Source organism: Saccharothrix luteola, assembly GCF_020859565.1.
GTDB lineage: Bacteria > Actinomycetota > Actinomycetes > Mycobacteriales > Pseudonocardiaceae > Actinosynnema > Actinosynnema luteola.
Window position 1 is genome coordinate 132600 of sequence record NZ_JAJHUO010000023.1, and the last position, 25338, is coordinate 157937.

Genomic DNA, 25338 nt, shown 5'->3' on the forward strand with positions numbered 1-25338 from the left:
ACTACCCCTGATTAACCCCATGGGGTGTCCAGTGGTGGGGGGCCGCGGGTTACGCCGCCCCCGCACCTGGCTGAAGACGATCAGGCGCGCGGCTTCTCGCGCATCTCGAACGTCTCGATGATGTCGCCGACCTTCAGGTCGCTGTAGTTGCCGAGCGTCAGACCACACTCGAAGCCCTCGCGGACCTCGGTCGCGTCGTCCTTGAACCGGCGCAGCGAGCTGATCGGCAGGTTCTCCTGCACGACGTTGTTGTCGCGCAGCAGGCGGGCCCGGGCGTTGCGCCGGATCTCGCCCGACATCACGAGGCAACCCGCGATCGTGCCGACCTTGGAGGACTTGAAGACCTCGCGGACCTCCGCGCGGCCCAGCTGGACCTCTTCGTACTCCGGCTTGAGCATGCCCTTCAGGGCCTGCTCGATCTCGTCGATCGCCTGGTAGATCACCGTGTAGTAGCGGACGTCCACGCCCTCGCGGTTGGCGAGCTCGGTGGCCTTGCCCTCGGCCCGGACGTTGAAGCCCAGGACGATGGCGTTACCCGCGACGGCGAGGTTGATGTCGCCTTCGGTGATGCCACCGACGCCGCGGTGGATGACCCGCAGCTCGACGTCGTCGCCGACCTCGATCTTCATCAGCGCGTCCTCGAGGGCCTCGACGGTACCCGAGTTGTCGCCCTTGATGATCAAGGTGAGGGCGCTCGTCTCCTTCAGCGCGGCGTCCAGGTCCTCCAGGCTGACGCGCTTGCGCTTCGCGGCGTTCATCGCGTTGCGGTTGCGGGCCTGGCGGCGCTCGGCGATCTGCCGGGCCACCCGGTCCTCCTCGACCACGAGGAACGTGTCGCCCGCGCCGGGCACCGAGGTGAGGCCGATGACCTGCACCGGACGCGACGGCGTCGCCACCGTGACGTCCGCGCCGTGCTCGTCGACCATGCGGCGCACGCGACCGTAGGCGGCGCCCGCCACGATCGAGTCACCCACGCGGAGCGAACCGCGCTGGACCAGCACCGTGGCCACCGGACCGCGACCGCGGTCCAGGTGCGCCTCGATGGCGACGCCCTGCGCCTCCATCTCCGGGTTGGCCCGCAGGTCGAGCGACGCGTCGGCGGTCAGCAGGATCGCTTCCAGCAGGCCGTCGATGTTGATGCCCTGCTTCGCCGAGATGTCGACGAACATGGTCTCGCCGCCGTACTCCTCGGCGACCAGCCCGTACTCGGTGAGCTGCTGGCGGATCTTGGCGGGGTTGGCCCCCTCCTTGTCGATCTTGTTCACCGCGACCACGATCGGCGCGTTGGCCGCCTGGGCGTGGTTGATCGCTTCCACCGTCTGCGGCATCACGCCGTCGTCGGCCGCCACCACGATGACCGCGATGTCGGTCGAGTTCGCACCACGAGCACGCATGGCGGTGAACGCCTCGTGACCCGGGGTGTCGATGAACGTGATCAGGCGCTCGTTGCCCTCGAGCTCCGTGTTCACCTGGTAGGCGCCGATGTGCTGGGTGATGCCACCCGCCTCGCCCTCGGCCACCTTCGCCGTGCGGATGGTGTCCAACAGGCGCGTCTTGCCGTGGTCGACGTGACCCATGACGGTCACGACCGGCGGACGGATCTGGAGGTCCTCCTCGCCGCCGGCGTCGTCGCCGTAGGTGATGTCGAACGTCTCCAGCAGCTCGCGGTCCTCCTCCTCGGGGGACACGACCTGCACGTTGTAGTTCATCTCGGAGCCGAGCAGCTCCAGGATCTCGTCGGAGACGGACTGCGTCGCGGTGACCATCTCGCCGAGGTGGAACAGCACCTGCACCAGCGAAGCCGGGTTGGCGTTGATCTTGTCGGCGAAGTCGGTCAGCGAGGCGCCACGCGGCAGGCGGATCGTCTCGCCGCTGCCCTTGGGCAGGCGGACGCCACCGACCGAAGGCGCCTGCATGTTGTCCATGTACTCCTGGCGCTTCTGCCGCTTCGACTTGCGGCCACGACGCGCCGGACCACCGGGACGGCCGAAGGCACCCGCGGCACCGCCGCGACCACCGGGACCGCCACCACCGGGACGACCGCGGAAACCGCCGCCACCACCGGCCGGTGCGCCACCGCCACCGCCGCCACCGCCGCCGGGGCGGAAGCCACCGCCGCCGCCACCGCCGCCACCGGGACGGAAGCCGCCACCGGCGCCACCACCGCCGCCACCAGGGCGGAAGCCGCCACCGGCACCGCCGCCGCCACCGGGACGACCGCCGCCGCCACCAGGACCGCGGCCACCGCCGCCGCCACCGGGACCGCCGGGGCCACGACCGCCGCCGCCACCGCCGCCACCGGGACGGGGCGCGGGACGACCGGGCATCATGCCCGGGTTCGGCCGAGGCGGCATGTTGCCGGGGTTGGGCCGGGGACCGCCGGGACCGCCACCGGAGCCACCCGGACGAGGGCCGGCCGGGCGCGAGTCACCGGGCTTGGGGCCGGACGGCCGCTCGCCGCCACCCGGCGCGGCCGGGCGCGGCGCCTGCGGGCGCGGCGCCGGAGCGCCTCCGCCCACGCCGAACGGGTTGTTGCCCGGACGCGGGGGCCGCGGGCCGGCGGGCTTGGGGGCCTGCGGGCGCGGCGGGACCACGGACGGGGTGTTCTGCGCCGCGGCGGGCTGCTGCTGCGGTGCGCGAGGGCCGGGACGAGGGCCGGGGCCACTGGTCCGCGGCGCCTGCTGGGGCGCCTGCTGAGGCCGCTGGGGCTGCTGCGGCTGCGCCGCGGGTGCGGCGGCCGGCTGCTGCTTGGGCGGCTGGACGGGCGCCGGAGCCGCTGCTGCCGCCGCCGGGGCCTCGGGCTGCGCGGCGGGGGCCGGAGCCGCGGGCGCCGGAGCGGCGGGCTTGGCCACCGGCTTGGGCGCCATCGGCTTGGGACCGGGCACCGGGCGCGGACCCGGCTTGCCGGCGGGCGCCGGCGGACGCGGGGTCGTCTCGCTCTTGGTCTCGCCCGAGGCCGCGCTCGTCGGCGCGGGCTTCGGCGGCGCCGGGCGGGCGCCTGCGGGCTTGGGCTTGGACTCGCCCTTGGCGTAGGCGTCACGGAGCCGTCGGGCCACGGGGGCCTCGACGGTGCTGGACGCGGACTTCACGTACTCGCCCTGGTCGGCGAGCTTGGTGAGTAGTTCTTTACTCGTGACTCCGAGCTCTTTGGCGAGCTCGTGCACGCGGGCCTTACCTGCCACTGCACTCCTCTGTGAGGGAGGCCGGCGGGCAAGTCCCGTCGACCTCGTCTTAACGTCGCGCGTTCATGTCTTCAGCTTCACGGCTGACTCATGACGGGTCGACCTGCTTCCTTGCTTCCTGCTGGTCACGGGGCGATCCCGCGACCTGGAGCCCACACTGCTCGAGATGACCGCGCACGCGTTCCACGTCGAGCGGCCCCTGGACCCGGAAGGCCCTGGAGAACGCCCGTCGCTTCTCGGCGTTGCGGAGGCAGTCCGGATCGGGGTGCAGCCATGCTCCCCTACCGGGCAACCGTCGACGTGTGTCCGGGACCACAGCCCCGTCCACGACCACCACGCGCAGCAGCTCGGAGGGCAACGTCCGAGCGCGGCATCCGATGCACGTACGAACCGGGCCGATGTGCGTGAGATCCGATCCCCGACGTTGAACCACTGAGAAGTCTATCCCCTGTTGCCTATTCAGCCGAACCGGATGCCGATGCGCCCGCCGGAGCGGACCCGCCGGCCTCCGCATCACTGCGGATGTCGATGCGCCAGCCGGTGAGCCGAGCGGCCAGCCGGGCGTTCTGCCCCTCCTTGCCGATGGCGAGGGAGAGCTGGAAGTCCGGGACCACGACCCGTGCCGTCTTGGCGCGCTCGTCGAGCACCCTGACGGACACAACCTTCGCCGGTGACAAGGCATTCCCGACGAACGTGGCCGGGTCGTCCGAGTGGTCGATGATGTCGATCTTCTCACCGGCCAGCTCGCTCATGACGTTGCGCACCCGGGCGCCCATCGGCCCGATGCACGCGCCCTTGGCGTTCACGCCGGGGACGGTGGTGCGGACCGCGATCTTCGAACGGTGACCTGCCTCACGTGCCACCGCGGGGATCTCCACGGTGCCGTCGGCGATCTCGGGCACCTCGAGCGCGAACAGCCTGCGCACCAGGTTCGGGTGCGTGCGCGAAAGGGTGATCTGCGGGCCCCGTGAGCCGCGGGACACGCCCACGACGTAGCACTTGAGCCGCGAGCCGTGCTCGTAGGACTCGCCGGGCACCTGCTCGGCGGGCGGCAGCACGCCCTCGGTGTCGCCGACCTGGACGACGACCATGCCGCGGGCGTTGGCGCGGGCGTCGCGTTGCACCACGCCGGCGATGATCTCGCCCTCCTTGGCGGAGAACTCGCCGAACGTGCGCTCGTGCTCGGCGTCGCGCAGGCGCTGGAGGATGACCTGGCGGGCGGTGGTGGCGGCGATGCGGCCGAACCCCTCGGGGGTGTCGTCCCACTCCTCGGCCACGGTGCCGTCCGGGTTCAGCTCCTGCGCGAGCACGCGCACCGCGCCGCTCTTGCGGTCGATCTCGACGCGGGAGTGGGCGTGGTGGCCCTCGGTGTGCTTGTAGGCGGTCAGCAGGGCCGTCTCGATGGCTTCGAGAACGGTGTCGAAGGGGATGTCCTTGTCCCGTTCGATCGCCCTGAGAGCGGCGATGTCGACGTTCACTCCGACTCCTCCTTCAGGTGCTTGCCTTCGAGGAGCGCGAGCTCGTCGACCGGCGGCTGCTTGAACTCGACTTCGACGACGGCGCGCTCGATCGTCCGGTACTCGACGCGGCGCAGCTCGCCCTTGACCAGCAGCACGACGCCGGTGTCGTCGGCATCGCCGACCCGGCCGAAGAACTCGACCGGCTCCGGCTCCTTGGCAGGGGCCTGCGGCTTGACCTTCACCAGGCGCAGCCGGTTGCGCTTCCAGTGGCGAGGCTTGGTGAGCGGGCGGTCCGCGCCGGGCGAGGTGACCTCGAGCGTGTACGGCCCGGCGATCAGGTGCTCGTTGGCGTCGAGGGCGGCGGAGACGGCGCGGCTGGCCTGCGCCACCTCGTCCAACCCGATCCCGTCGTCGCCGTCCACGACCACCTTGACCAGCCTGCGACGCCCAGCCTGGTTCACGTCGAGCAGTTCGAGGTCGAAGCCGATCGCTTCGACCGCCTCCCGCACGACGGGTGTTAGCTGCGCGGCGAGTTCTCCGCGCGGCGGGCTGGACATGTGGTGACTCCAGGTTCTGTTCGAGTGCAGAGGGCACGGCAACCCCGGCCGACGCTGCACTTCGCCGGCCGTGGTCGCCCAGACTATCTCGTTCGGCGGCCTCCCACGTGCCGCGGGCGAAGGCGGTGGTGGGTGGGGTGGCGGGTGGGGCGGGTGAAGGTGGTGGTGGGTGAGGTGGTGGGTGGGTGCGGCTCTGGCAGGATCGGAACACGTGATCGGAAGAACGGCGTTCAGCAGGCGCGCGGTGCTGCTGGCGACGGCGACGGCGCCGTTGGCAGTCGCGTGCACCACACCCCCTCCCCCTCCGCCGCCACCGGACCCGCTGGCGGAGTTGGTGAAGGCGGCGCTGTCGGACGCCGCGCTCGCCGCGGCGGTCGGAGCCCCCGAGACGGCTGCGGCGCGGACCGAGCACGCGACGCGGTTGCAGGCGGAGGTCGACCGGGCGACGCCGCGGGTGCCGGGGTCGTCGGTGGCGCCGACGACGTTGGCCTCGGTGGCACCCCAGGCGGGGGCGACGCGGGAGGCGTTGGCGCCGGCGTTGCAGGCGGCGCAGAAGCAGGCGGGTGAGCTGGTGGTGAAGGTGGAGTCGCACCGGGTGGGGTTGGTCGCCTCGGTGGCGGCGGGGTGCGCCAGCTTGGTGGAGGCGCTGTCGTGAGTGTCGATGCGGTGCAGGACGCGTTGGCGGCGGAGCACGCGGCGGTGTGGACGTATGGGCTGGTCAGCGCGTTCATCTCGGTGCCCCAGCAGTCGGCGGCGGTGGCGGACGGGGCGAACGCGCACCGGGCGCGGCGAGATGTGACGGAGCGCTGGTTGCGCGATGCGGGCGCGACGCCGAGGCCTCCGGCGGCGGCGTACCTGCCGCCTCAGCCGGTGGACAGCGCGGCGTCGGCGATCGCGGCGTTGATCACGGTGGAGACGGATGCGTGCGTGGCTTGGCGCGGGGTGTTGGAGCGGACCGATGACGCGGCGTTGCGGACGTCGGCGTTGGACGCGTTGACGGTGTCGGCGGTGCGGGCGACCCGGTGGAGGAAGGTGGCGGGGGTGACGCCCACGTCGATCGCGTTTCCTGGGGCCGGGGTTGGGTGAGGGCGGCGGGGGCAAGAGCGTTGAAGATCAAGAGCGTCCTCGGCCGGACGGGCAGATCAGCCGTCAGTTAGGCGTTGAGGTCGGCGGCGAGGCGGAAGGCGTCGTTGCTGATCCGCTTCATCAGCTGGTTGTGCGCGTTCTCGTCGGGGCCGTGCTTGACCGAGTCCGATTCGATGATGATCACGTCGCGGTCTTGCAGGCGGGCGGCGAAGCCGCCGTTGGCCAGGGTGGTCAGGTTCGGGACGCGGACGGCGCCGTCCTTGACCAGGTCGTTGACGTTGCCGGTGCCGTCGCGGGTGGTCAGGTCCTTCAGCTTGGCGGCGTCCTCGGTCGTCTTCATCCGCACGATTGACACGGACGTGTAGACCTTCACCCCGTCAGGGGTGGTCGTCGTGTACAGGCCGCGGGTGAGTTGTTGGCACGGCGTGTTGGTCAGGAACGTCTTGGTCTGCCCGTAGGCGTGCGCCGCGCAGTCGCTGTCCTTCAGCGGCTCGGGGACGTCGGAGGACGCGGCGAAGGAGAATTCGCCCGACGGCGCGGACGTGGTGGTGGGGGTGCCGGTCGGGGTGTTCTTCGGCATCACGACCAGCCAGACCAGGCCGGACACCACCGCCACGCCGAGCAGGCCCAGGCCCTTGAGCACCATCCCGCGACGCGGGTGCGCCGTGGGGGCGGCGGGCGCGCGGCGTGGCGGGGGCGGAGGTGAGCTCAGCAGCGAGTCCAACTGCCCGATCTCCGACCGCCACAGCGGGGCGGTGTCCGACGGTCGGATGGGCGGGATCCGCTGCGTCACCTCTTCGGGTGATTCGGGAGGAACCGACACAAAGACCCACGGTAACGGAAGAGGGTCAGGCGAGCGCTGTGAGCACCTGATCGACATCCTCGACGGTGTTGTAGAGGTGGAAGGCCAGGCGGACGCGGCCGGCCCGGATGCTGGACCGGACGCCGGCCGCCGCGAGTCGGTCGGCGGCGTCGGGGAGGTCGAGGGAGACGATCGCCGTTCCCCGTGGCGGCAGGTCGAGGCCGGCGAGCAGGGCGTCGGCCAGGGCCACGTTGTGGTCGCGGACCGCGCCCAGGTCCAGCGAGGCGACGAGGGGCAGGGAGACGGCGGCGCCGAACTGGGACAGCAGGACCGGGGAGAGGTCGAGCCCGCGGGCGTCGGGGGCGAGGCGGAGCGGAAGGCCGTAGACGGTGCTCCAGGGGTCGTCGCCGGCGTACCAGTTGGCCGCCACGGGCACCGTGCGCTCCAGGGCCGCGGGAGAGCACGCCAGCCAGGCGCAGCCGCGTGGCGCCATCAGGAACTTGTAGCCGACGGCCACGACCCAGTCGGCCCACCCCAGGTCGAGCGGTAGCCAGCCGACCGCCTGGGAGGCGTCCAGCAGGACCGGCACGCCGGTCGCGCGCAGGCCGTCCAGGTCGACGATGCGACCGTCGGCGGACTGGACGACGCTGACCGCGACCAGGTCGTGCGCACCCGCGTGGGCGACGATCTCGTCGAGATCGACTTCGGTGACCCGCAGGCCGCGGGCGGCGAAGGGGAAGGTCAGGCTGGTGAACTCGCCGCGCGCGACGAGGACCGAGGTGTCGGCCGGCAGTCCGGCGGCGACGAGGGAGACGAGTTGGGAGCCCGACGCGCCCATCGCGACGCGCTCGGACGGCACGCCGACGAGGTGGCCGAACGCCCCGCGCGCCGTCGTCACGTGCTCGTCGACCGCGCCCGGGCCGTCCGCGCCGGCCGACCACCGGCGCACGGCGTCCGCGACGGCCTTGGCGGCGGGGACGGGCGGGACGCCGATGCTGGCGGTGTTCAGGTAGCCGAGGGGGACGTCGAAGGTCGTGCCGAAGGCTGAGCGCATGGGGTGATCACACGTTCTCGGCCACCCCGTCGTCCACCGATTTGCGGTTCTTGCGGCGGGCGTAGACCTGCTTGCGGGTGCGGGCGACCACCTCGCCGGCGGAGTCCACGACGTCGGTGGAGAACCACAGCAGGGCCTTGTTGTCGGCGGCGGCACGGGTGCGCAGCTCGTCGAGGTGCTCGTCGGTCAGGTGGAACTCGGCGTGGACGGTGCCGCGGCCCGGCTTGACGAACTCGATCTCGCCCGCCCGGTCCCACACCAGGTGCTCGCGGCCGAGGTGGTGGAGCACGAGCAGCATCCAGAACGGGTCGGTCATCGCGAACAGCGAGCCGCCGAAGTGCGTGCCCACGTAGTTGCGGTTCCACCAGTGCATCCGCATCCGGACCTTGGCGTGGCGGTAGTCGTCGGACAGCTCGACCACGCGGATGCCGGCGAACAGGAACGGTGGCCACAGGTTCATGCCGCGGCGCAGTCGGGATGCCTTCACGGCGACTATGTTACCAGCGAGTAATAGCCCGCCGGGTGGAATCAGTGCAGGGTGATGACGTTCTTCGTCACCTTCGCCGCGGCGTCCGAGCAGAGGAACGCCACCACCTCGGCGACGTCCTCGGGTTGGGAGACGTCGTGCTCGGCGCGCACCGCGTCGTTGACCCAGCCGGTGTCGGTGACGCCCGGTTTGACGACGTTGGACGTGATGCCGTGCGGCCAGAGCTCGGCCGCCGCGGACATGGCGTAGTTGTCCAGCGCCGCCTTCGCCGCGCCGTAGGACACCTCGCTGGGGAAGCCGAGCGGGCCGCCGGAGGTCAGGCCGACGATGCGGCCCCAGTTGCCGCCGCGGGCGATGTGCCGTCGGGCGAACTCGGCGATCAGGAGCGCGCCGGCGCGGGCGTCCACGGCGAACTGCGCGTCGAACGTCTGGGGTGTGACGGCCTGGAGGACGCGGCCGAACTGGTCGGTCTCGACGGCCAGGAACGTGTCCTGCACCCAGCTGGAGGCGTTGTTGACCAGGATGTCGACCGGTCCGAAGACCCTCTCCGCGGTGTCGAAGAGCGTGCCGGGCGCCAGCGGGTCGGTGAGGTCGACCTCCAGCGCGTGCGCCTTGCCGCCGGCCTCGGTGATGGCGGCGACCACGTCCGCCGCGTCCGACTCGCGGGCGGTGAAGTACTCGCGCGGCAGGCTCGGGTCCGGCGCGGGCGCGAAGCGCAGGAACGAGATGAGGACGTTGACGCCTCGGGCGGCGAGCGCCTTGGCGGTCGCCGCCCCGATGCCCTGGTTGGCCCCGGTGACGATCGCGGTGTGGATCACGTGGGGCATCGTGCCTGACCGGGCGGCGGGGGCGCACCGCGATTTAAGCTCTGGAGGCATGCGCAGCGAAGAGATCGAGATCCGCACCGGCTCGGCCGAGGTCGTCCACGATCTGACCCGCGCCTGCGAGGACTTCCTGGCCGACGTGGACGGCGACGGCCTGCTGCACGTCTGGGTGCCGCACGCGACCGCGGGCCTGGCGGTGCTGGAGACCGGCGCGGGCAGCGACGACGACCTGCTGGCCGCGTTGCGCGAGCTGCTGCCCGCCGACGGGAGGTGGCGGCACCGGCACGGGACGCCCGGTCACGGCCGTGACCACGTGCTCCCCGCGCTCGTGCCGCCCTACGCGACGATCCCGGTGCTAGGCGGTGTGCTGGCGCTCGGCACCTGGCAGTCGGTCTGCCTCGTCGACACCAACGTCGACAACCCCGTCCGCAAGGTCCGGCTGAGCTTCCTGGCCGGGTAGCAGCAGGACGAGCAGTCCCGCGGCGGCCAGTCCCACGAACACCCAGACCTGGGCGGTGGTCGGCGCCCCGCCGTGCAGCAGGGCGCGCACGCCCTCGGTGGAGAAGCGGAACGGGGTCCAGGACCACAGCAGGGCCCGGTAGACGGGGTCGATCAGCTCCGGCACCTGGCCGGCGACGGCGGGCGCGATCAGGTACAGCGGGCCGAGCAGGGCCATCGCGCGGATGCCGAGCAGCCTCAGCAGCGCGCCTTGGACCAGCGCGAACGCCGCGCCGACCAGGGCGAGGTAGCCGAGCACGGTCGTGGTGAGGGGCAGGGACGAGTCCCACAGGGCGAAGAGGCCCGCGACGACTGCCACGCCCAGAACGGTCGTGGTGGCGATGCCCGCGAGCCGGCCGATCACGGTCGGTTTGCGGGCGAGCACCGTGAACGCCGCGGCGGCGATCAGACCGGTGATCCACAGCAGCGCGCTCGCGGCCAACGGCGCCGTGCGACCGGCGGCGGACGACGGGTCGAGCGTGACGACCTTCGCCTCCATCCCGGCCCCTTGGACGACGCCGCCGAGCACCTGCTGGGCGACCTGCGTGCCGGACGGGTTCACCGCGCCGGACAGCAGCACGGTCGCGCCGTCGGGCGCGAGTTCGAGCACCCCGTAGACCTCTTGGCGGGACAGCAGCCCCCGCGCGTCCTCCGGCGTGGTCACCCGCCACGAGACTTCCGCCACGTCGCTGCCGGCCACCTTGTCGGCGACACCGCGCAGCGGCGGTGGCGCGTCGGCGCCGACGGCGACCGCGAGCGGCACGGCGTCGGGGTGGACCGTCGCCTGGACCCCGAACGTCAGCAGGCCCAGCACGAGCGCGATCAACGCGCCCGCGACGGCGGTGGCCACCGCGATGACCGACGGCGGCCGGTCGTGCAGTGCGGCCATGGTGCCCTCCCAGGTAGTTCATCAAGTGTTGAATTAGAGCCTACGACCGGCCGCCCGCAGAAGTCAACGTGCGCTGAATTGATCGGAGCGGTCCGGGCCGCGAGCGGCACCGGGTACGGTTTGGGCCGTGACTTACCCAGGTGACGGGCAGTCCGGCTGGGGCGGCCAGCCCAACCAGGGCGATTGGGGCCGGCAGGACCAGGGCTACCCGCAGCAGGTCTTCCCGCAGAACTACGGCGGCTCGTACGGCGGTCTCGGCGTCTTCTCCGGCGGTGAGGAGCCCCCGCCCGAGAAGAAGAGCAAGGCCAAGCTGTGGCTCGTGATCGGCGCGGTCGTCGTCGTGCTGGTCGGCGGCGGCGTGACCGCGTTCGTGCTGACGAGGCCGGACGGCACGACGCCGGTCGCGCAGGACACCACGACGAGCAGCACGTCGACGACCACGACCACCACGGCGAAGACCACGCCGTCGACCCCGCCGAACTCCACCTGCGAGCCCGTCAAGCAGGGCTGGAACTGCCTGCCGGTGACCGCCCTGTCCTACAGCTACGACGTGCCCAAGGGCTGGTCGCCCTCGCCGGGCAGCGCGCCGGTCGAGGCCATGCCGGACGTGAAGCTGACGGGCCTCACCGTCAACGGCGCGTACGACTGCGGCGGCAAGGGCTTCACCCGCGGCGGCGCGGGCGGTGTCGTGGTGCCGCAGACGGACCTCACCGCCGTGGCCAAGGACTTCGCCCAGAAGCTCGCCACGCAGTACTACAAGTCCGCGCCGAAGTCCGAGGTCAAGCTGGGCGAGCCGAAGCCGGTGAAGCTGCCGAGCCCGCTGGGCGACATCGAGGGCGTGCAGGTCGACGCGACCGCCACCACGTCCGGCGACGAGTGCCTGGCCACCAAGGGCATGGTCAAGGTCCTGGTCCTCAAGGGGGACAAGGGCTTCCACGTGTTCATGGCGAACGGCGACCTCGAAGGCGGCCCGGCCGAGCCGAAGCCGCTGGCCGAGGCCGACCTGCAGGGAATGGTCGACTCCGTGAAGCCGCTGAGCCGGTGAGCTACTCCGGACTGGGCGTCTACCAGCAGCAACCGCCGAAGCGGCCGAGCCGCGCGCCGCTGTGGATCGCGCTGGGCGTGGTCGCGCTGCTCGTCGTCGGCGGCGGCGTCACGGCGATCGTGGTGCTCAACTCCGGCGACGGCCAGGCGGCGCGACCCACCTCGACGTCGACCACGTCGACCTCCGCCGAGCCGGACTGGCAGGCGGTGGACGACGAGAAGGCCGGCCTGTCCTACGAGCTGCCGCCGTCGTGGGAGTCGAGCGGCGCCGGCTCGTCCGGGCGGGTCAAGCTGAGCACGACGTACGTGTCGCGGCCGTTCCAGTGCCAGGGCCGCAGCATGATCCAGGCGCAGGCGATGGCCGGTTCGGTCGTCCACGACGACCCGGAGCAGGTCGCCACCGAGCTGGTGAACCGGATCGCCGCGGGCGGGTACACGGTGAACGACGCGCCGCCCGAGATCGGCGAGCCGCGCGTCGAGTCCGGTGACGACGGGGTGGTCCGGCTCAGCGTCGAGGTGACGCCCCAGTCCGCCAGCGCGTGCTACGCGCCCAAGGCCACGGTCAGCGCGGTGGCCATGCGCAACGGGTCCGAGGTGGCGGTGTTCGCGCTCAACGTCGCCGAGGGCGGGCCGCACGTGGCCGAAGGACCCTCGGACGACGACGTGAAGCGCATCCTGGAGAGCGTGCGGCTGCCGTGAACACGTTGGTGCTGTGGGACATCGACCTGACGTTGATCGACGCCAGGGGCCTCGGGCACGAGTGGTACCGCACCGCGTTCCGCGCGACGTCGGGCATCGACCTCGTGCACGTGCCCAGCTTCCCCGGCCGCACCGAGCGCGCCATCACGCGTGAGCTGCTGACGGCGCACGACCTGGAGCCGACCGAGGAACTGGTGGCCCGGCTGCACGCCGAGCTGATCGACGTGGCCACGCGGGAGCGCGACCTGCTGCCGGCCCGGGGGCACGCGCTCCCGGGCGCCTTGGCCGCGTTGAAGGCGTTGGCGGCGCGGGAGGACGTCGTGCAGTCGCTGGTCACCGGGAACCTCGTGGAGATCGCCCGGCACAAGCTGGCCGCGTTCGGGCTCGACGAGCACCTGGACTTCGAGATCGGCGGCTACGGCTCGGTGTCCGAGCACCGGCCCGCGCTGGTGCTGGAGGCGGTGCGACTGGCCACGGCCAAGCACGCCCGCGAGTTCCGGTCCGTGGTCATCGGCGACACGCCGCACGACGTGGACGCCGCGCTGCACCACGGCGCCGTCGCCATCGGCGTGGCGACGGGCCGCAGCAGCGTCGCGGAACTGCGTGAGGCCGGCGCGCACGTCGTGCTGGACGACCTGTCCGACACGGCGGCCGTGCTGGCGGCGGTGTTGAACGGCCGCTGCTCCGCAGACGGCGGCTCGGTCGCCTGAAAGTCGGTCGTTCACGCCCTGATTTCCCGACGATCGAAGAGCGTGATCGCCGGGAAATGAGGACGCGAACGACCGACGCGACCTCGCGGGGAGATCAGCCCTTGATCACGTTCAGCAGGTGCTCGACCGCAGTGTCGACCGGCACCTCCACGCGCTCGCCCGTGCGGCGGTCCTTGACCTCGACCAGGCCGTTCGCCAGGCCGCGGCCCACCACCAGGATCGTCGGCACGCCGATCAGCTCGGCGTCGGCGAACTTCACGCCCGGGCTCGCCTTGCGGTCGTCCAGCAGCACCCGCAGGCCCGCCGCGGACAGCTCGCCCGCCAGCTTCTCGCCGCCCGCGAGCAGCGTCTCGTCCTTGCCGGCGACGACCACGTGCACGTCGGCGGGCGCGACGTTGCGCGGCCAGATCAGGCCGCGGTCGTCGTGGCTCTGCTCGGCGATCACCGCGACCAGGCGGGACACGCCGATGCCGTACGAGCCCATGGTGATCCGGATGGGCTTGCTGTCCGGACCGAGCGCGTCCAGCGCGAACGCGTCCGCGTACTTGCGGCCGAGCTGGAAGATGTGCCCGATCTCGATGCCGCGCGCGGCGACCAGCAGGCCCTTGCCGTCGGGCGACGCGTCGCCCTCGCGGACCTCGGCCACGTCGATCGTGCCGTCGGGGGTGAAGTCGCGGCCGACGACCAGGTCGACCACGTGGTGGTCGACCTTGTCCGCGCCGGTGACCCAGGCCGTGCCGCGCACCACGCGCGGGTCGACCAGGTACTTCACGCCGTTGTCCTGGATCGCCGCCGGGCCGATGTAGCCCTTGACCAGGAAGGAGTTGCGGGCGAAGTCCGCCTCCTCCAGCATCGCCACCTCGGCGGGCTCGATCGCCGCCTCCAGGCGCTTGACGTCGACCTCGCGGTCGCCGGGCAGGCCGATGGCCAGCAGCGACCAGTCCTTCTCGCCGGGCGCGCGCGTCTTCACCAGGACGTTCTTCAGGGTGTCCGCGGCGGTGAAGGTGCGGTCGGTGTCGGCGTTGAGGAAGTCGACCAGCGTCTTGATGGTCGGCGTGTTCGGCGTGTGGTGCACCTGCGCCGCGGGGTGCGCCGCCGGGTCCTGCTCGGGGGGCGCGGGCGTGACGACGGCTTCCACGTTCGCCGCGTAGTCCGACTCCGTGCTGCGGACGAAGGTGTCCTCGCCGGTCGGCGCGACCGCCAGGAACTCCTCCGACGCCGAGCCGCCCATCGCGCCCGACGTGGCGGAGACGATCACGTACTCCAGGCCGAGCCGGTCGAAGATGCGGATGTAGGCCTCGCGGTGCCGCTGGTAGGACTGCGCCAGCCCTTCGTCGGCGAGGTCGAAGGAGTAGGAGTCCTTCATCAGGAACTCGCGACCGCGCAGGATGCCCGCGCGGGGACGCGCCTCGTCCCGGTACTTGGTCTGGATCTGGTAGAGCGTGACCGGGTAGTCCTTGTACGAGGAGTACTCGCCCTTCACGGTGAGCGCGAACAGCTCCTCGTGGGTGGGGCCGAGCAGGTAGTCGGCGCCCTTGCGGTCCTTGAGGCGGAAGAGGTTGGGCCCGTACTCGGTCCACCGGTTCGTCGCCTCGTAGGGCTCCTTCGGCAGCAGCGCGGGGAACTGGATCTCCTGCGCGCCGAAGGCGTCCATCTCCTCGCGCACGACCTGCTCGATGTTCCGCAGCACCCGCAGCCCCAGCGGCAGCCACGAGTAACCGCCCGGCGCGACGCGGCGCACGTAGCCGGCGCGGACCAGCAGCTTGTGGCTGGGTACTTCGGCGTCGGCCGGGTCCTCGCGCAGGGTGCGCAGGAACAGCGACGACATCCTCGTGATCACGGTGGGTGCTCCTCGTGGGCGGGTTGTCCGGGAAAGGGTAGTGAACTTGCTCTGATCAGTTCCAACGGGTTAGGCCGGTGGGCGCGGGGGGCCGGGGGTTCGCGGCGGGAATTGTCGGTGGTCGTCGCTAGCGTGCCGGGCCATGACGCTCACCATCGGCATGATCACGATCGACACGACGGACCCGCAGCGGCTGGCGGACTTCTGGACGAAGGCGCTCGGCACCTCGATCCAGCACGACTGGGGCGAGTTCCTGGTGCTGGCGGCGGTGGGCGGCGAGGGCGGACCGCTGCTGGGGCTGCAACGGGTCGACGACCCGACGCCGGGCAAGAACCGGGTGCACCTCGACGCCCACGTCGAGGACCGCGTGGGCGAGGTGGCCCGGCTGGTCGGGCTGGGCGCGACGGAGATCAGCGAGCACACCGTGCCGGGCCTGACCTGGACCGTCCTGGCCGATCCGGACGGCAACCAGTTCTGCGTCGGTCAGACCAGCTGACCCGCGGCAAGTGGCCGCCGGGGGGGCGGTCACGGGGGGTCATCGGGGGGCGGCCGGCAGCCCGGGAGGTGGCCGGCCGGAGGGGGTCCGGAGCGGGGTGGAGCAGCCGGCGCGCAGGACTGGGCCGGTCGGCGGGAGGGAGCGCCGGGCGGGGTGTGGCGGCCGGCATCGGGCATCCGATCGGCGGGCGAGTGCGCTGTGCGCTCCGGCGCATGGGAGGGGCCCTGGGCGGGAGGGAGCGCCGGTCGGGACCGGCGAGGGGCAATGCAAGAGCGCGCGGCCGGGCGCATAGGGCGGGACAGGCATCGATTACCCGGCGGGAGTACGTGCGGCGGCCGGCGGTAAGCCGGAGGCGGCGAGCCGGGGGCACGGCGGGAGGGAGCAGGGCGGGAGGAAGCGCGGGCGGGGACTGCGAGCGGGCCGGGCGCGAGGGCGGAGGGTGGCGGAGCAGGCACGGGAGGAAGCCGGAGGCGAGAGCAGCGGCGGCTGGAGGCCGAGGCGGGGGCGGGAGGCCGGAGGCGGGCGGGAGGCCGGAGGCGCGGGTAGGGGCGGGCGGAAGCCTGAGGCGGGGGCAGAGGCGGCGGGCGGTGGGAGGGAGCAGGGCGGGAGTGGCTGGTGGGGGCGCATAGGCTGCGCCCTCGTGTTGGTACTGCTCCCCCCGTCGGAGACCAAAGCCCCTGGTGGGTCCGGCGCGCCGCTCGACCTCGACCTGCTGTCCCACCCGGAGCTCACGCCGGTGCGCGGGAAGCTCGTCGACGCGCTCGTCGAGCTCGCCGACGACGTCCCCGCGAGCCTCGCCGTGCTCGGGATCTCCGAACGCCAGGCCGGCGAGGTGGAGCGCAACGCCGCCCTGCGCCGCTCACCCACCCTGCCCGCGCTGGCCAGGTACACCGGGGTGCTGTACGACGCGCTCGGCCTCGACGCGTTGACGAAGACGGAGAGGTCACGGGCGTTCGCGCGACTCTCGGTGGCCTCGGCGCTGTTCGGCGTGGTCGGCGGCGGTGATCCCATCCCCGCCTACCGGTTGTCCGGTGGCAGCGTGCCGCCGTCCGTCGGCCCGCTCGGCGGGTTCTGGCGGCCCGCGCTCGAACCGGTGCTGGCCGCCGTCGACGAGTTCGTCGTCGACCTGCGTTCGAGTCCGTACACCTCGCTGGCCCGCATCCCCGCCGCCGCCGTGATCCGCGTGGTCACCGAGGACGGCAACGGGCGGCGCAACGCGGTCAGCCACTTCAACAAGGCGCACAAGGGCCGGCTAGCGCAGGCGATCGTCAAGTCGCGGTCCGAGCCGACCGACCTCAAGGGCCTGGTCAAGCTCGCGGGCCGGGCCGGGCTGCGGGTGGAGCCGACCGGCACCCGCACCGCCGACCTGATCGTCTGACCGTCAGGCCGGGCGGATCGAGCGCACGGGCGTGACCTGACGCCGGTGCGCGGCGGGACGGTCCGCGGTCGTGTGCGCGACGACGGCGTGCAGGTCGGCCGTCACGCGCGACAGGTCGCGGTCTTCGGTGTCCGTGCTGCCCGCCAGGCGGGAACCGAGGCGGAGTTGACGCCGGTGGTTGCGCTCCAGGCCGTAGACGACGAGTGCGACGACGGCCAGGGCGAAGAGGATCTCAGTCATGGCACTAACTGTGCGATGCGCAAGAACCTGCCACAACTGGCAGTCTTGCCGTTGTGCGTCAAAATCCTGCCAAGTACTGTGACGGCATGCTGCGCACCGTTGCGGCCGTCCTGATCGACGGCGTCACCCCGTTCGAGTTCGGCGTGCTCTGCGAGGTCTTCGGGGTGGACCGCACCGACGACGGCGTCCCGCCGATCGACTTCCGGGTCTGCGGCGAACGCCCCGGCGAGCCGATCCGCACGGAGGTCGTCGGCGCGTCCCTGATCGCCGACCACGGCCTCGACGCGCTGGCCGACGCCGACCTGGTCGCCGTGGCCGCCGCGAAGGTCCGCGACGAGTACCCGCCGCACCTCCTCGAAGCCATCCGCGACGCCCACCGGCGCGGCGCCACGCTGCTGTCGGTGTGCAGCGGCGCGTTCGTCCTCGGCGCGGCGGGACTGCTGGACGGCCGCCGCTGCACCACCCACTGGCGCCACGCCGCCGCGCTGGCCGAGCGCTTCCCCCGCGCCGAGGTCGACCCGGACGTGCTGTTCGTGGACGACGGCGACATCGTCTCCAGCGCGGGCACGGCCGCGGGCATCGACGCGAGCCTGCACGTGGTCCGCCGCGAGTTCGGCGCAGCCGCCACGGCGGTCATCGCGCGCCGCATGGTCGTCGCGCCGCAGCGAGACGGCGGTCAGCGCCAGTTCGTCGAACTGCCGACGCCGCACCAGGCCGACAGCCTCCAGCCGCTCCTCGCCTGGCTCCAGGACCAGCTCGACCAGGAGCACACCGTCACGAGCCTGGCCGAACGGGCGAACATGTCCGAACGCACCTTCGCCCGCCGCTTCGCCGCCGAGACCGGCACGACACCGCACCGCTGGCTCACCACGCAGCGCGTGCTGCGCGCCCGCCAACTGCTGGAGGAGACGCGACTGACCGTGGAGGACGTGGCCCACCGCTCGGGCTTCGGCACGGCCGCGCTGCTGCGCCACCACTTCACGTCCGTGGTGGGAGTCGCGCCGAAGGATTACCGCCGGTCGTTCTCGCACCGCTGACGGCCATCTGCGTGACCGAACCCCACGTATTGTCACCACTCGCGAGGGTGGTGACAGAATGACCAGGTGACCCCCGACACACCCGGCGACACGGCGAGCACCACGTTCTCGGACCCGGTCACCCCGGCCCAGTTGCGGGGCATCACCGAGGACCTGCGGACCGACGCGCTCGGCGCGCCGGAAGCGCTGGAGCGGGTGTGGTCCGGTGTGTGCCTGGCCCGGCTGCTCGGCCTGCGGCTCGCCCTGGCCGATGCCACGTGGCAGCAGCGGCAGATCAACGCGGAGTCGGTGGAGCACCAGCTCGCCCGCGACCTCGGCACCTCGGCGACGTTCACCGACACCACCCTCTCGCTGCCCGACACCGCGACGCCCCGGCCGCTCGCGCCGGACGAGGTCGACGAGGCGGTGGCCGCGCTGGTGGAGTTCAGCGGCACGGCCCGGCAGCGGATGCTGGCCGTCGCGCCGAGGGCGCCCCAGTGGCACGACGAACGCGTGCTGCGGCACGACTCGCTGGTGATCGCCCAGCTGGCCGCGGCCTGGATGGGCCAGCGCGGCAGCTACCGCGCGGAGTCGCGCCAGGGCGGCGGGACGAGCTCGCGGTAATTCGGTTGCGGCCGTGCCGCGGGGCCGGGCACCCTGTGCCCGTACGCGCAGAGCGCCGGTGGTGGCAGACCACGGCGGAGTCGAGGAGGTGCCAGATGGCGACAGCTGTCCGGGACGTGGCACCGACCCGTCCGCTCGCCCCGCTCGCCTGACGCGAACCCGCGCGAAAGACCACACCGCGCCGGGTGGGGGCGTTCACTCCCACTTCACCTGGAGCACATCCAGTGCGCGAGCACGATCAGTACACCGAGTTCGAATCCGAGTTCGACCACGCCGACGACCTCAAGTGGCGTGCCAAGAAAGCGAAGAAGGCCACCTCGCGCCGTGAGGGCGAGGTCGAGCCGGGCCGTCGCGGCCGGCTCACCGAGGAGGCCAAGGACCGCCTCGCCCAGATGCGGGAGGACGCCGTCGCGGCGGACACCCCGGCCGACGGCGACCGCTGGTCCACCTGGGGCGACGCCGACCAGGGCCCGAAGCCGCACCCGGAGTGGCTGGTCACCGACCTGTCCGCGGTGGACCGCGAGCTGGGGATCGTGAAGACCGGCAAGGAGGCGGACGTCTTCCTGCTGGAACGCGCGATGCCCGGCACCGACCGGTCGTGCCTGCTGGCCGCGAAGCGGTACCGCAGCAACGACCACCGGCTGTTCCACCGGGACGCGGGCTACCTCGAAGGCAGGCGCATGCGCCGGTCGCGCGAGATGCGCGCGATGGCGAACCGCAGCGCGTTCGGCCGCAACCTCATCGCCGAGCGGTGGGCGGTGGCCGAGTTCGCCGCGCTGACCACCCTCTGGCAGTTGGGCGCGCCGGTGCCCTACCCGGTGCAGCGCGACGGCACCGAACTGCTGCTGGAGTTCGTCGGCTCGGACGGCGCGGCGGCGCCGAGGTTGGCGCAGCTGCGGCCGGAGCCGGACGAGTTGCTCGACCTGTGGCGGCAGCTGGTGGACGCGCTGGGCGTGATGGCGTCCGCCGGGCTCGGGCACGGCGACCTGTCCGCGTTCAACCTGATGGTGCACGACGGGCGGCTGATCGTGATCGACCTGCCGCAGGTGGTGGACCTGGTGGCGAACCCGCGCGGGCCCGAGTTCCTGGAACGGGACGTGCGCAACGTGGCCGGCTGGTTCACCTCGCACGGCCTGTCGCCGGAGCTGGCCGAGCCGCGCGGCGTCACCGAGATGCTGCTGGACCTGGCCGGGCTGCGGTGAACAGGGGCCAGACGAGGTCGAAGACCACGTCCGGCGAACGGCGCCCGTCCGTCGCCAGCCAGTGGTAGACGAGCGGGCCGAACAGCAGGTCGCGCACGAGCTCCGGGTCGACACCGGCCCGGAGCTCGCCGCGCGCCACCCCGCGCCGCACGACCTCGTCGACCAGCGCGTGCCGGTCGGCCAGGAAGCCGTCGACCAGGCCGGGCACGCGCCGGGCCTCGGCGTGCGCCGCGAGCACCACCCACGACAGGCCGTCGACCAGCGCGGTCGCCAGCCGGAGCAGGTCCTCGCGCGCGCTGCCGGTGTCCGGGTCGGCCATCGGCACGACGTCGGCCAGCAGGACGTGCGCGACGAGGTGCAGCTTGGTCGGCCACCTCCGGTACAGGGCCGGTCGGCTCACCCCGGCCCGGGCGGCGACGGCGTCGAGCGTCAACGCCTCGAAGCCGACCTCCTGGAGCAGGTCGAGGGTGGCTCGGGTGAGCGCGCGGTCGATCTCGGCGTTGCGGGGGCGTCCTGCCATGCGTTACATCATGTAACGTAATTGCCGTGGTCGGCAAGAGCGGTGCGGTCGGCAAGAGGGTCACCCGGGGGTTGCTCGCCGCGTGGGTCGTGCACGACCTCGAAGAGTTGGCGACCACGGCCCGCTGGACGCGCGGGCGCGAACACGTGCCTACGACCACGACGGCGGAGGCGGCGATCGCCATCGGCGTGGTCGGGGTCGTGATCGCCGCGGCGGCGGCCGACGGTGCCCGCACCTTCGGGAGGTCGAAGTTCTTCCAGTCGGCGCTCACCGGTTTCGGGCTGCACGCCGTCGTGCACGTGGCGAGCAGCGCGGTGTGGCGCGGTTACACGCCCGGGGTGCTCACCGCGCCGACCGTCGTTGCTCCGTTCAGCTGGTGGGCGCTGCGTCGGCTCCGGCGCGCGGGTATCGAGGTGAACCCGTCGCCACGTGGCCTTTTGTGGTTCCCGGTGATCGTCGGCGGAGCCCACCTGATCGCCCGGCTCGCCACCCGTGTGCGCGAGAACACCGCCGGGGTGACGAACTCCGCCGCGTGATCGGCTAGACTGAGTGGTGCACCGCCCGGTGGCGCCACTGAGCGCCCCAGGCCGCCAGAGTGGCCGGTGGTGCTTCCCAACCACTATCGGCGCGATCCGCGCGCCGGGCCCGTCCCCGCGATCGCGCCTGCTCAAGCAGAGCAATCCTCGAGACGTGCCGTGTCCCGGAGGTTTGTTTTGCCGACAATGTCCCAAGGCCGTTCCGAGCGCCCGCAGTTCCGCAAGCCCCGCAGTAACAGGCGCCCAGGCCAGGGCAACCGTCGTCCCGCTCCCGCCGCGGAGCTGGCGACCACCATTCCCGACCACGTCGAGAGCACCATGCCCGAGGGCCCGCTGCCCTCGTTCGCGGAGTTGGGCCTGTCCGACGAGCTGCTGCGCGCGCTCGAGCAGGCGGGCATCACCGAGCCGTTCCCGATCCAGGCCGCCACGCTGCCGGACGCCATGGCGGGTCGTGACCTCCTCGGTCGCGGCCAGACCGGCTCCGGCAAGACGCTGGCGTTCGGCCTCGCCCTGCTGTCCCGCCTGACCGGCGGCCGGGCCAAGCCGCTCAAGCCGCGCGCGCTCGTGCTCGTGCCCACCCGTGAGCTGGCGATGCAGGTCGAGGAAGCCCTCAACCCGTTCGCCCGTTCGCTGGGCCTGTGGTGCCGCACGGTCGTCGGCGGCACGTCGTTCCCGCGTCAGGTCGACGCGCTGCGCCGTGGCGTCGACCTGCTGATCGCCACCCCCGGCCGGTTGTCCGACCACGTGCGGCAGGGCACGGCGGACCTGTCCGAGGTCATGTTCACCGCGTTGGACGAGGCCGACCAGATGGCGGACATGGGCTTCATGCCGCAGGTCCGGGCGATCCTCGACCTGACCCCGCAGGACGGCCAGCGGCTGCTGTTCTCCGCGACGCTCGACGGCGACGTGGACAAGCTGGTCCGCCAGTACCTGCACGACCCCGTGGTCCACTCGGTCTCGCCGCCCACCGGCAGCGTCACCACGATGGACCACCACCTGCTGTTCGTGTCCGCCGAGGACAAGCAGAACGTGGTCACCGAAGTCGCCGCGCGCGAGGGCCGCACGATCATGTTCGTGCGCACCAAGCACCACGTCGACCGGTTGGCCAAGAAGCTGCGGTCCATGGGCGTGCACGCCGGCGCGTTGCACGGCGGCAAGGCGCAGAGCGCGCGCACGCGCGTCCTCACCCAGTTCCGCGAGGGCAGCATGCCGGTGCTGATCGCCACCGACGTGGCGGCGCGCGGCATCCACGTGGACGACGTGAGCCTCGTGGTCCACGTCGACCCGCCGGCCGACCCGAAGGACTACCTGCACCGCGCCGGTCGCACGGCGCGCGCGGGCCAGTCCGGCACGGTCGTCACCCTGGTCACGCACGACCAGCGGCGCACCGTGCAGGGCCTGACCGCGCGGGCGGGCGTCCGCCCGACCTCGACCAAGGTCCGTCCCGGTGACGAGGAGCTGGTCCGCATCACGGGCGCCCGCGTGCCGAGCGGCATCCCCGTGGTCGAGCCCGAGGTCCCGGTCCGCGCCCGTCGCGGTGGCGGTGGCGGCGGTGGACCTCGGCGCAGCGGCGGCGGTGGCGGCTTCGGCGGCTTCCGCGGCGGCCGTTCCGAGCGCGAGCGCGGCGGCAGCTCGGGTCGCCCGCGCCGGGTGGCCCAGCACTAGTCCGGCGATCTTCGACAACGGCACCTCGTCCACCGGGCGGGGTGCCGTTGTCGTGCGCGGGTCACAGGCCGTTCGACACCTCGCGGACGGTCTTGTGGGGGAAGCGCTTGCGGACGTGGGCCCCGGCCGGAGAGCCCGGCACCACGTAGACCGGCTCTTCCTTGTCCTGCAGGGGTTTCACCACCGAGGTGAGGAAGGCCCTGCGGTCGTCCAGGAACGGACCGATGACGTCCTCCCCCGCCGGGCACGCGGCCATGCAGTACGCCGCCTTGTAGTTCGGGCGGAACGCCAGGCTCTGCCACATCGACGCCGATTCCGCCGGCGTCACGCGGCGGCGGTAGTCGTCGCGGTCCGCGCTGTCGGCGACGTTCTCCACCCAGTCGGTGAAGCCGCTCATGAACTCCCGGTAGTTGTGGGTGTAGCAGTCCCGGAAGTTGAACGCGCCGTCCTTCGAGATCGCGCCGACCGGGCACGCCGCCACGCACAGCTTGCACTCCAGGCACGGGTTGAAGTCGGTCGGTCGCGAGTGCTCGTCCACGTCGAAGTCGGCCACGACCGTGCCGAGCAGGATGAAGTTGCCGAACCTCGGGTGGATCACGTTGCGGTGGATGCCGATGCGGCCGAGGCCCGCCGCCTGCGCCACCAGCTTGTGCGAGACGACCCACCCGCGCCCCGGGAAGTCGTCCATCTCCTGCGGGAACGCGGCGGCAGGGTGGACCGCGCGGTGCCCGGCCTGCTGGAGGGCCCTGGTCAGCCGGTGCCCCACCGCGTCCGCGTCGTCCAGGGCCTGGTGGAACTCGGTGTTGGCGATGCTGCGCAGCGGGCTGCGCACGTTGTCCCGGTTCATCCGCACGCAGAACGCGACATAGGTCCGGGCGCCCGGCAACGCCGTCCGCGCGTGCTCCCGGTCCACCTCGACGTCCGGCGAGTCCACGGACACGAAACCGACGTCGTCCGCCCCCGCCGCCGCGGCCATCTCCCGCAACCACGCCGTGCTCACGGTCGACGGTGGTCGTGGCGGCGGGTTGTCCCGGACCTGGCGCACGGTCGGGTGGTCTTCGAGTCGCATGGCTGTCCCTCCAAGCTGAGTCTTGCAGCGCAACTTAGCCTGGCTGAGTTTCGATCGGCAACCCTGCTGTAGGGTCGGGGGCATGGGAGTCGTCATCGACAACGACCGGTGTTCGATCGCCCGGGCGCTGGTGCTGCTCGGTGAGCGGTGGTCGTTGCAGATCGTGCGGGACATCTCCAACGGCGTCCGGCGGTTCGAGGAGCTGCGCGACCACCTCGGCGTCGCCAGGAACGTGTTGAGCAACCGGCTGTCCTCGCTGGTGGAGGCCGGGTTGCTGGAACGCGTGCCGTACCAGGAGTTCGGCTCGCGGCAGCGGTTCGAGTACGCGTTGACGCCGTCGGGGCGGGAGCTGTGGCCGGTGCTGATGGCGTTGATGGCCTGGGGTGACCGGCACCTGGCCGACGGTCCGCCGCCGGTCGAGCCGGAGCACGTCGGGTGCGGCGGGAAGGTGTCGCTCGTGCCGGTGTGCGAGCACGGGCACGTGGTGGAGCCCGCGCGGGAGCTCGGCCTTCGGCTCGGGTCGGCCACGCCCTGGCCCGGGTCGTGATCAGCTCATGAGCGCGTCGGCCCGAGCGGTGCGCATGTGCAGCACGTGCCGGCCCTCGCGGCGCGTGGTGACCAGGCGGGCGGCTCGCAGGACGCCGATGTGCTGCGACACCGCGCCCGCCGTGACGCCGAGTGCCGCCGCCAGGTCCGTCGTGCTCCTCGGCGCTTCCAGCAGCGTGAGGAGGTGGGCGCGGGTCCGGCCGATCAGGGCGGCCAGGTCGTGCGGCGCCTCCCGGTCCTCCCACAGCGTGCCGATGCCCCTGGCCGGGTAGCGCAGCACCCCTTGACCCACGGGGTCGATCGCGATCCACGCCTTGGGCCAGCAGAACACGCTCGGGCACAGGACCAGACCGCGCTCGGCCAGGTCGACGCGGTGCTCGGGCTTGCGGTGCAGGACCAGTTCGCCGTCGGCCCACGTCACCTCCGGGTGCAGGTCGTGGAACACCGCCTCCACGCCCTGGTCGGCCAGGGTCGCCGCACGTGCCGCGATGTCCGCTTCGAGGACGGCCGTGATGCGCTTCCAGTGCGGCGCGATGAGGAGGTCGTGGCAGCGCCGGATCACGTCGGCCTCCGGTCGGGGCACCTGGCGCAGTTCGGCGTCCAGGTCGGGCATCCGCACGTCCGGCACGGGCATCAGGTCGGCCGGTTTCGTCGGACCCTCCAGCCTGGCCAGCAACGCGTCCAGGCCCGCGATCCCCTCGACCCGCTCCCGCGCCCACCGCACCCACGGCAGGTGCACGGCGTGCGCGCCCGGTGTCCGCAGGCCGTCGACCGCCATCACGGTCTCGAACACCGGGGAGTAGGCGAACCTCACCCTGGCCAGCCCCACCCCGGCGAGCCGCACCCACACCGCCACGACGTCCCCGTTTCCACTCGCCGCCATTGTCCCACCGAGGGCATGGCCAGCCCTACCG

General features: G+C 72.5%; 28 protein-coding genes. 14 read left to right on the top strand and 14 right to left on the bottom strand.

Translation table 11 applies throughout. The annotated features are described in order from the left end of the window. Positions 1-80 precede the first annotated feature (80 nt). The 4 genes from infB to rimP all read right to left on the bottom strand — a co-directional run bounded on the left by infB (position 81) and on the right by rimP (position 5199). Positions 81-3182 (bottom strand): translation initiation factor IF-2, encoded by a 3102-nt coding sequence (gene infB, locus LNK82_RS30290; RefSeq protein WP_230570287.1) that lies wholly within the window; start codon positions 3180-3182, stop codon positions 81-83. Positions 3183-3270: 88 nt separating this feature from the next. Further along, positions 3271-3696: a YlxR family protein gene (locus LNK82_RS30295; RefSeq protein ID WP_308257325.1), complete on the bottom strand. Its 426-nt coding sequence runs from the start codon at positions 3694-3696 to the stop codon at positions 3271-3273. Continuing rightward, on the bottom strand, positions 3638-4660 hold the full coding sequence (gene nusA, locus LNK82_RS30300; protein WP_230570289.1) for a transcription termination factor NusA: 1023 nt from the start codon (positions 4658-4660) through the stop codon (positions 3638-3640). Before nusA ends, LNK82_RS30295 begins: the two co-directional genes overlap by 59 nt. After that, complete coding sequence (rimP, locus tag LNK82_RS30305) at positions 4657-5199, bottom strand: ribosome maturation factor RimP (protein ID WP_230570290.1); 543 nt, start codon at positions 5197-5199, stop codon at positions 4657-4659. The genes nusA and rimP overlap by 4 nt, the downstream gene beginning before the upstream one ends. 211 nt (positions 5200-5410) lie before the next feature. Here rimP and LNK82_RS30310 point away from each other — a divergent pair, with 211 nt between their 5' ends. Both LNK82_RS30310 and LNK82_RS30315 read left to right on the top strand, forming a co-directional pair. Continuing rightward, positions 5411-5854 carry a hypothetical protein gene (locus tag LNK82_RS30310; protein WP_230570291.1) on the top strand — a complete coding sequence of 148 codons (444 nt, stop codon included), beginning with the start codon at positions 5411-5413 and terminating at the stop codon, positions 5852-5854. Next, positions 5851-6285, top strand: a complete 435-nt coding sequence (locus LNK82_RS30315) for a ferritin-like domain-containing protein (RefSeq protein ID WP_230570292.1) — start codon at positions 5851-5853, stop codon at positions 6283-6285. Before LNK82_RS30310 ends, LNK82_RS30315 begins: the two co-directional genes overlap by 4 nt. Positions 6286-6352: 67 nt before the next feature. Here the strand turns inward: LNK82_RS30315 and LNK82_RS30320 are convergent, their stop codons facing one another. Genes LNK82_RS30320 through LNK82_RS30335 form a run of 4 tightly spaced genes read right to left on the bottom strand, consistent with a single transcriptional unit; the run spans position 6353 to position 9455 of the window. Then, complete coding sequence (locus tag LNK82_RS30320; RefSeq protein ID WP_230570293.1) at positions 6353-7108, bottom strand: hypothetical protein; 756 nt, start codon at positions 7106-7108, stop codon at positions 6353-6355. 25 nt (positions 7109-7133) lie between these two features. Then, entirely contained in the window at positions 7134-8141 is a 1008-nt protein-coding gene (locus LNK82_RS30325; protein ID WP_230570294.1) for an aminotransferase class V-fold PLP-dependent enzyme, read from the bottom strand. A 7-nt stretch (positions 8142-8148) separates the two neighbouring features. After that, positions 8149-8628, bottom strand: a complete 480-nt coding sequence (locus LNK82_RS30330; protein WP_230570295.1) for a DUF4442 domain-containing protein — start codon at positions 8626-8628, stop codon at positions 8149-8151. A 41-nt stretch (positions 8629-8669) separates the two neighbouring features. Then, on the bottom strand, positions 8670-9455 hold the full coding sequence (locus LNK82_RS30335; RefSeq protein WP_230570296.1) for an SDR family NAD(P)-dependent oxidoreductase: 786 nt from the start codon (positions 9453-9455) through the stop codon (positions 8670-8672). Positions 9456-9504: 49 nt separating this feature from the next. Between LNK82_RS30335 and LNK82_RS30340 the strand changes: the two genes are divergently transcribed. Next, positions 9505-9912 (top strand): YjbQ family protein, encoded by a 408-nt coding sequence (locus LNK82_RS30340; protein ID WP_230570297.1) that lies wholly within the window; start codon positions 9505-9507, stop codon positions 9910-9912. Here the strand turns inward: LNK82_RS30340 and LNK82_RS30345 are convergent. Then, complete coding sequence (locus LNK82_RS30345; protein ID WP_230570298.1) at positions 9808-10839, bottom strand: YhgE/Pip domain-containing protein; 1032 nt, start codon at positions 10837-10839, stop codon at positions 9808-9810. The genes LNK82_RS30340 and LNK82_RS30345 overlap by 105 nt on opposite strands. Before the next feature lie 127 nt (positions 10840-10966). Between LNK82_RS30345 and LNK82_RS30350 the strand changes: the two genes are divergently transcribed. Genes LNK82_RS30350 through LNK82_RS30360 form a run of 3 tightly spaced genes read left to right on the top strand, consistent with a single transcriptional unit; the run spans position 10967 to position 13292 of the window. Continuing rightward, on the top strand, positions 10967-11884 hold the full coding sequence (locus LNK82_RS30350; protein ID WP_230570299.1) for a DUF8017 domain-containing protein: 918 nt from the start codon (positions 10967-10969) through the stop codon (positions 11882-11884). Further along, positions 11881-12582, top strand: coding sequence for a DUF8017 domain-containing protein (locus LNK82_RS30355; RefSeq protein WP_230570300.1), 702 nt, complete (start codon positions 11881-11883; stop codon positions 12580-12582). Before LNK82_RS30350 ends, LNK82_RS30355 begins: the two co-directional genes overlap by 4 nt. Continuing rightward, positions 12579-13292 carry an HAD family hydrolase gene (locus LNK82_RS30360; protein WP_230570301.1) on the top strand — a complete coding sequence of 238 codons (714 nt, stop codon included), beginning with the start codon at positions 12579-12581 and terminating at the stop codon, positions 13290-13292. The genes LNK82_RS30355 and LNK82_RS30360 overlap by 4 nt, the downstream gene beginning before the upstream one ends. Before the next feature lie 94 nt (positions 13293-13386). Here LNK82_RS30360 and LNK82_RS30365 read toward each other — a convergent pair whose 3' ends face one another. Continuing rightward, positions 13387-15132 (bottom strand): proline--tRNA ligase, encoded by a 1746-nt coding sequence (locus LNK82_RS30365; RefSeq protein WP_230570302.1) that lies wholly within the window; start codon positions 15130-15132, stop codon positions 13387-13389. 142 nt (positions 15133-15274) lie between these two features. Here LNK82_RS30365 and LNK82_RS30370 point away from each other — a divergent pair, with 142 nt between their 5' ends. Both LNK82_RS30370 and yaaA read left to right on the top strand, forming a co-directional pair. Then, on the top strand, positions 15275-15628 hold the full coding sequence (locus tag LNK82_RS30370; RefSeq protein ID WP_230570303.1) for a VOC family protein: 354 nt from the start codon (positions 15275-15277) through the stop codon (positions 15626-15628). Between the two features lie 640 nt (positions 15629-16268). Continuing rightward, positions 16269-17006, top strand: a complete 738-nt coding sequence (yaaA, locus tag LNK82_RS30375) for a peroxide stress protein YaaA (protein ID WP_230570304.1) — start codon at positions 16269-16271, stop codon at positions 17004-17006. 3 nt (positions 17007-17009) lie between these two features. Here the strand turns inward: yaaA and LNK82_RS30380 are convergent, their stop codons facing one another. Further along, the gene (locus LNK82_RS30380; RefSeq protein ID WP_230570305.1) at positions 17010-17246 is read right to left on the bottom strand and encodes a hypothetical protein; all 237 of its coding nucleotides are present in this window, start codon (positions 17244-17246) and stop codon (positions 17010-17012) included. An 86-nt stretch (positions 17247-17332) separates the two neighbouring features. Between LNK82_RS30380 and LNK82_RS30385 the strand changes: the two genes are divergently transcribed. The 3 genes from LNK82_RS30385 (at position 17333) to LNK82_RS30395 (ending at position 20088) form a co-directional block, all read left to right on the top strand. Further along, entirely contained in the window at positions 17333-18283 is a 951-nt protein-coding gene (locus tag LNK82_RS30385) for a helix-turn-helix domain-containing protein (RefSeq protein WP_230570306.1), read from the top strand. A 66-nt stretch (positions 18284-18349) separates the two neighbouring features. After that, on the top strand, positions 18350-18886 hold the full coding sequence (locus LNK82_RS30390) for a hypothetical protein (protein ID WP_230570307.1): 537 nt from the start codon (positions 18350-18352) through the stop codon (positions 18884-18886). A 224-nt stretch (positions 18887-19110) separates the two neighbouring features. After that, positions 19111-20088 (top strand): serine protein kinase RIO, encoded by a 978-nt coding sequence (locus LNK82_RS30395; RefSeq protein ID WP_230570308.1) that lies wholly within the window; start codon positions 19111-19113, stop codon positions 20086-20088. On the opposite strand, the gene LNK82_RS30400 is transcribed toward LNK82_RS30395, so the two are convergent. Continuing rightward, positions 20051-20608 (bottom strand): TetR/AcrR family transcriptional regulator, encoded by a 558-nt coding sequence (locus tag LNK82_RS30400; RefSeq protein WP_230570309.1) that lies wholly within the window; start codon positions 20606-20608, stop codon positions 20051-20053. The genes LNK82_RS30395 and LNK82_RS30400 overlap by 38 nt on opposite strands. Before the next feature lie 26 nt (positions 20609-20634). On the opposite strand from LNK82_RS30400, the gene LNK82_RS30405 reads away from it, so the two are divergent. Next, on the top strand, positions 20635-21144 hold the full coding sequence (locus LNK82_RS30405) for an HXXEE domain-containing protein (RefSeq protein WP_230570310.1): 510 nt from the start codon (positions 20635-20637) through the stop codon (positions 21142-21144). 186 nt (positions 21145-21330) lie between these two features. After that, the gene (locus tag LNK82_RS30410; RefSeq protein ID WP_372470688.1) at positions 21331-22809 is read left to right on the top strand and encodes a DEAD/DEAH box helicase; all 1479 of its coding nucleotides are present in this window, start codon (positions 21331-21333) and stop codon (positions 22807-22809) included. A 61-nt stretch (positions 22810-22870) separates the two neighbouring features. Here the strand turns inward: LNK82_RS30410 and LNK82_RS30415 are convergent, their stop codons facing one another. Beyond that, positions 22871-23878 carry a 4Fe-4S binding protein gene (locus LNK82_RS30415; protein ID WP_230570312.1) on the bottom strand — a complete coding sequence of 336 codons (1008 nt, stop codon included), beginning with the start codon at positions 23876-23878 and terminating at the stop codon, positions 22871-22873. An 82-nt stretch (positions 23879-23960) separates the two neighbouring features. Between LNK82_RS30415 and LNK82_RS30420 the strand changes: the two genes are divergently transcribed. Continuing rightward, complete coding sequence (locus LNK82_RS30420; RefSeq protein WP_230570313.1) at positions 23961-24425, top strand: winged helix-turn-helix transcriptional regulator; 465 nt, start codon at positions 23961-23963, stop codon at positions 24423-24425. Here the strand turns inward: LNK82_RS30420 and LNK82_RS30425 are convergent, their stop codons facing one another. Further along, on the bottom strand, positions 24426-25307 hold the full coding sequence (locus tag LNK82_RS30425; protein WP_230570314.1) for an ArsR/SmtB family transcription factor: 882 nt from the start codon (positions 25305-25307) through the stop codon (positions 24426-24428). Positions 25308-25338: the final 31 nt, after the last annotated feature.

Excerpts from the sequence above, each read along its gene's own strand:
- LNK82_RS30385 (WP_230570306.1), top strand. The coding sequence starts at position 17,333 with ATGCTGCGCACCGTTGCGGCCGTCCTGATCGACGGCGTCACCCCGTTC.
- LNK82_RS30295 (WP_308257325.1), bottom strand. The coding sequence starts at position 3,696 with ATGCGGAGGCCGGCGGGTCCGCTCCGGCGGGCGCATCGGCATCCGGTT.
- LNK82_RS30380 (WP_230570305.1), bottom strand. The coding sequence starts at position 17,246 with ATGACTGAGATCCTCTTCGCCCTGGCCGTCGTCGCACTCGTCGTCTAC.
- LNK82_RS30425 (WP_230570314.1), bottom strand. The coding sequence starts at position 25,307 with ATGGCGGCGAGTGGAAACGGGGACGTCGTGGCGGTGTGGGTGCGGCTC.
- LNK82_RS30420 (WP_230570313.1), top strand. The coding sequence starts at position 23,961 with ATGGGAGTCGTCATCGACAACGACCGGTGTTCGATCGCCCGGGCGCTG.
- LNK82_RS30345 (WP_230570298.1), bottom strand. The coding sequence starts at position 10,839 with ATGGCCGCACTGCACGACCGGCCGCCGTCGGTCATCGCGGTGGCCACC.
- LNK82_RS30335 (WP_230570296.1), bottom strand. The coding sequence starts at position 9,455 with ATGCCCCACGTGATCCACACCGCGATCGTCACCGGGGCCAACCAGGGC.
- LNK82_RS30415 (WP_230570312.1), bottom strand. The coding sequence starts at position 23,878 with ATGCGACTCGAAGACCACCCGACCGTGCGCCAGGTCCGGGACAACCCG.
- LNK82_RS30370 (WP_230570303.1), top strand. The coding sequence starts at position 15,275 with ATGACGCTCACCATCGGCATGATCACGATCGACACGACGGACCCGCAG.
- LNK82_RS30400 (WP_230570309.1), bottom strand. The coding sequence starts at position 20,608 with ATGGCAGGACGCCCCCGCAACGCCGAGATCGACCGCGCGCTCACCCGA.
- LNK82_RS30325 (WP_230570294.1), bottom strand. The coding sequence starts at position 8,141 with ATGCGCTCAGCCTTCGGCACGACCTTCGACGTCCCCCTCGGCTACCTG.
- LNK82_RS30410 (WP_372470688.1), top strand. The coding sequence starts at position 21,331 with ATGTCCCAAGGCCGTTCCGAGCGCCCGCAGTTCCGCAAGCCCCGCAGT.
- LNK82_RS30340 (WP_230570297.1), top strand. The coding sequence starts at position 9,505 with ATGCGCAGCGAAGAGATCGAGATCCGCACCGGCTCGGCCGAGGTCGTC.
- rimP (WP_230570290.1), bottom strand. The coding sequence starts at position 5,199 with ATGTCCAGCCCGCCGCGCGGAGAACTCGCCGCGCAGCTAACACCCGTC.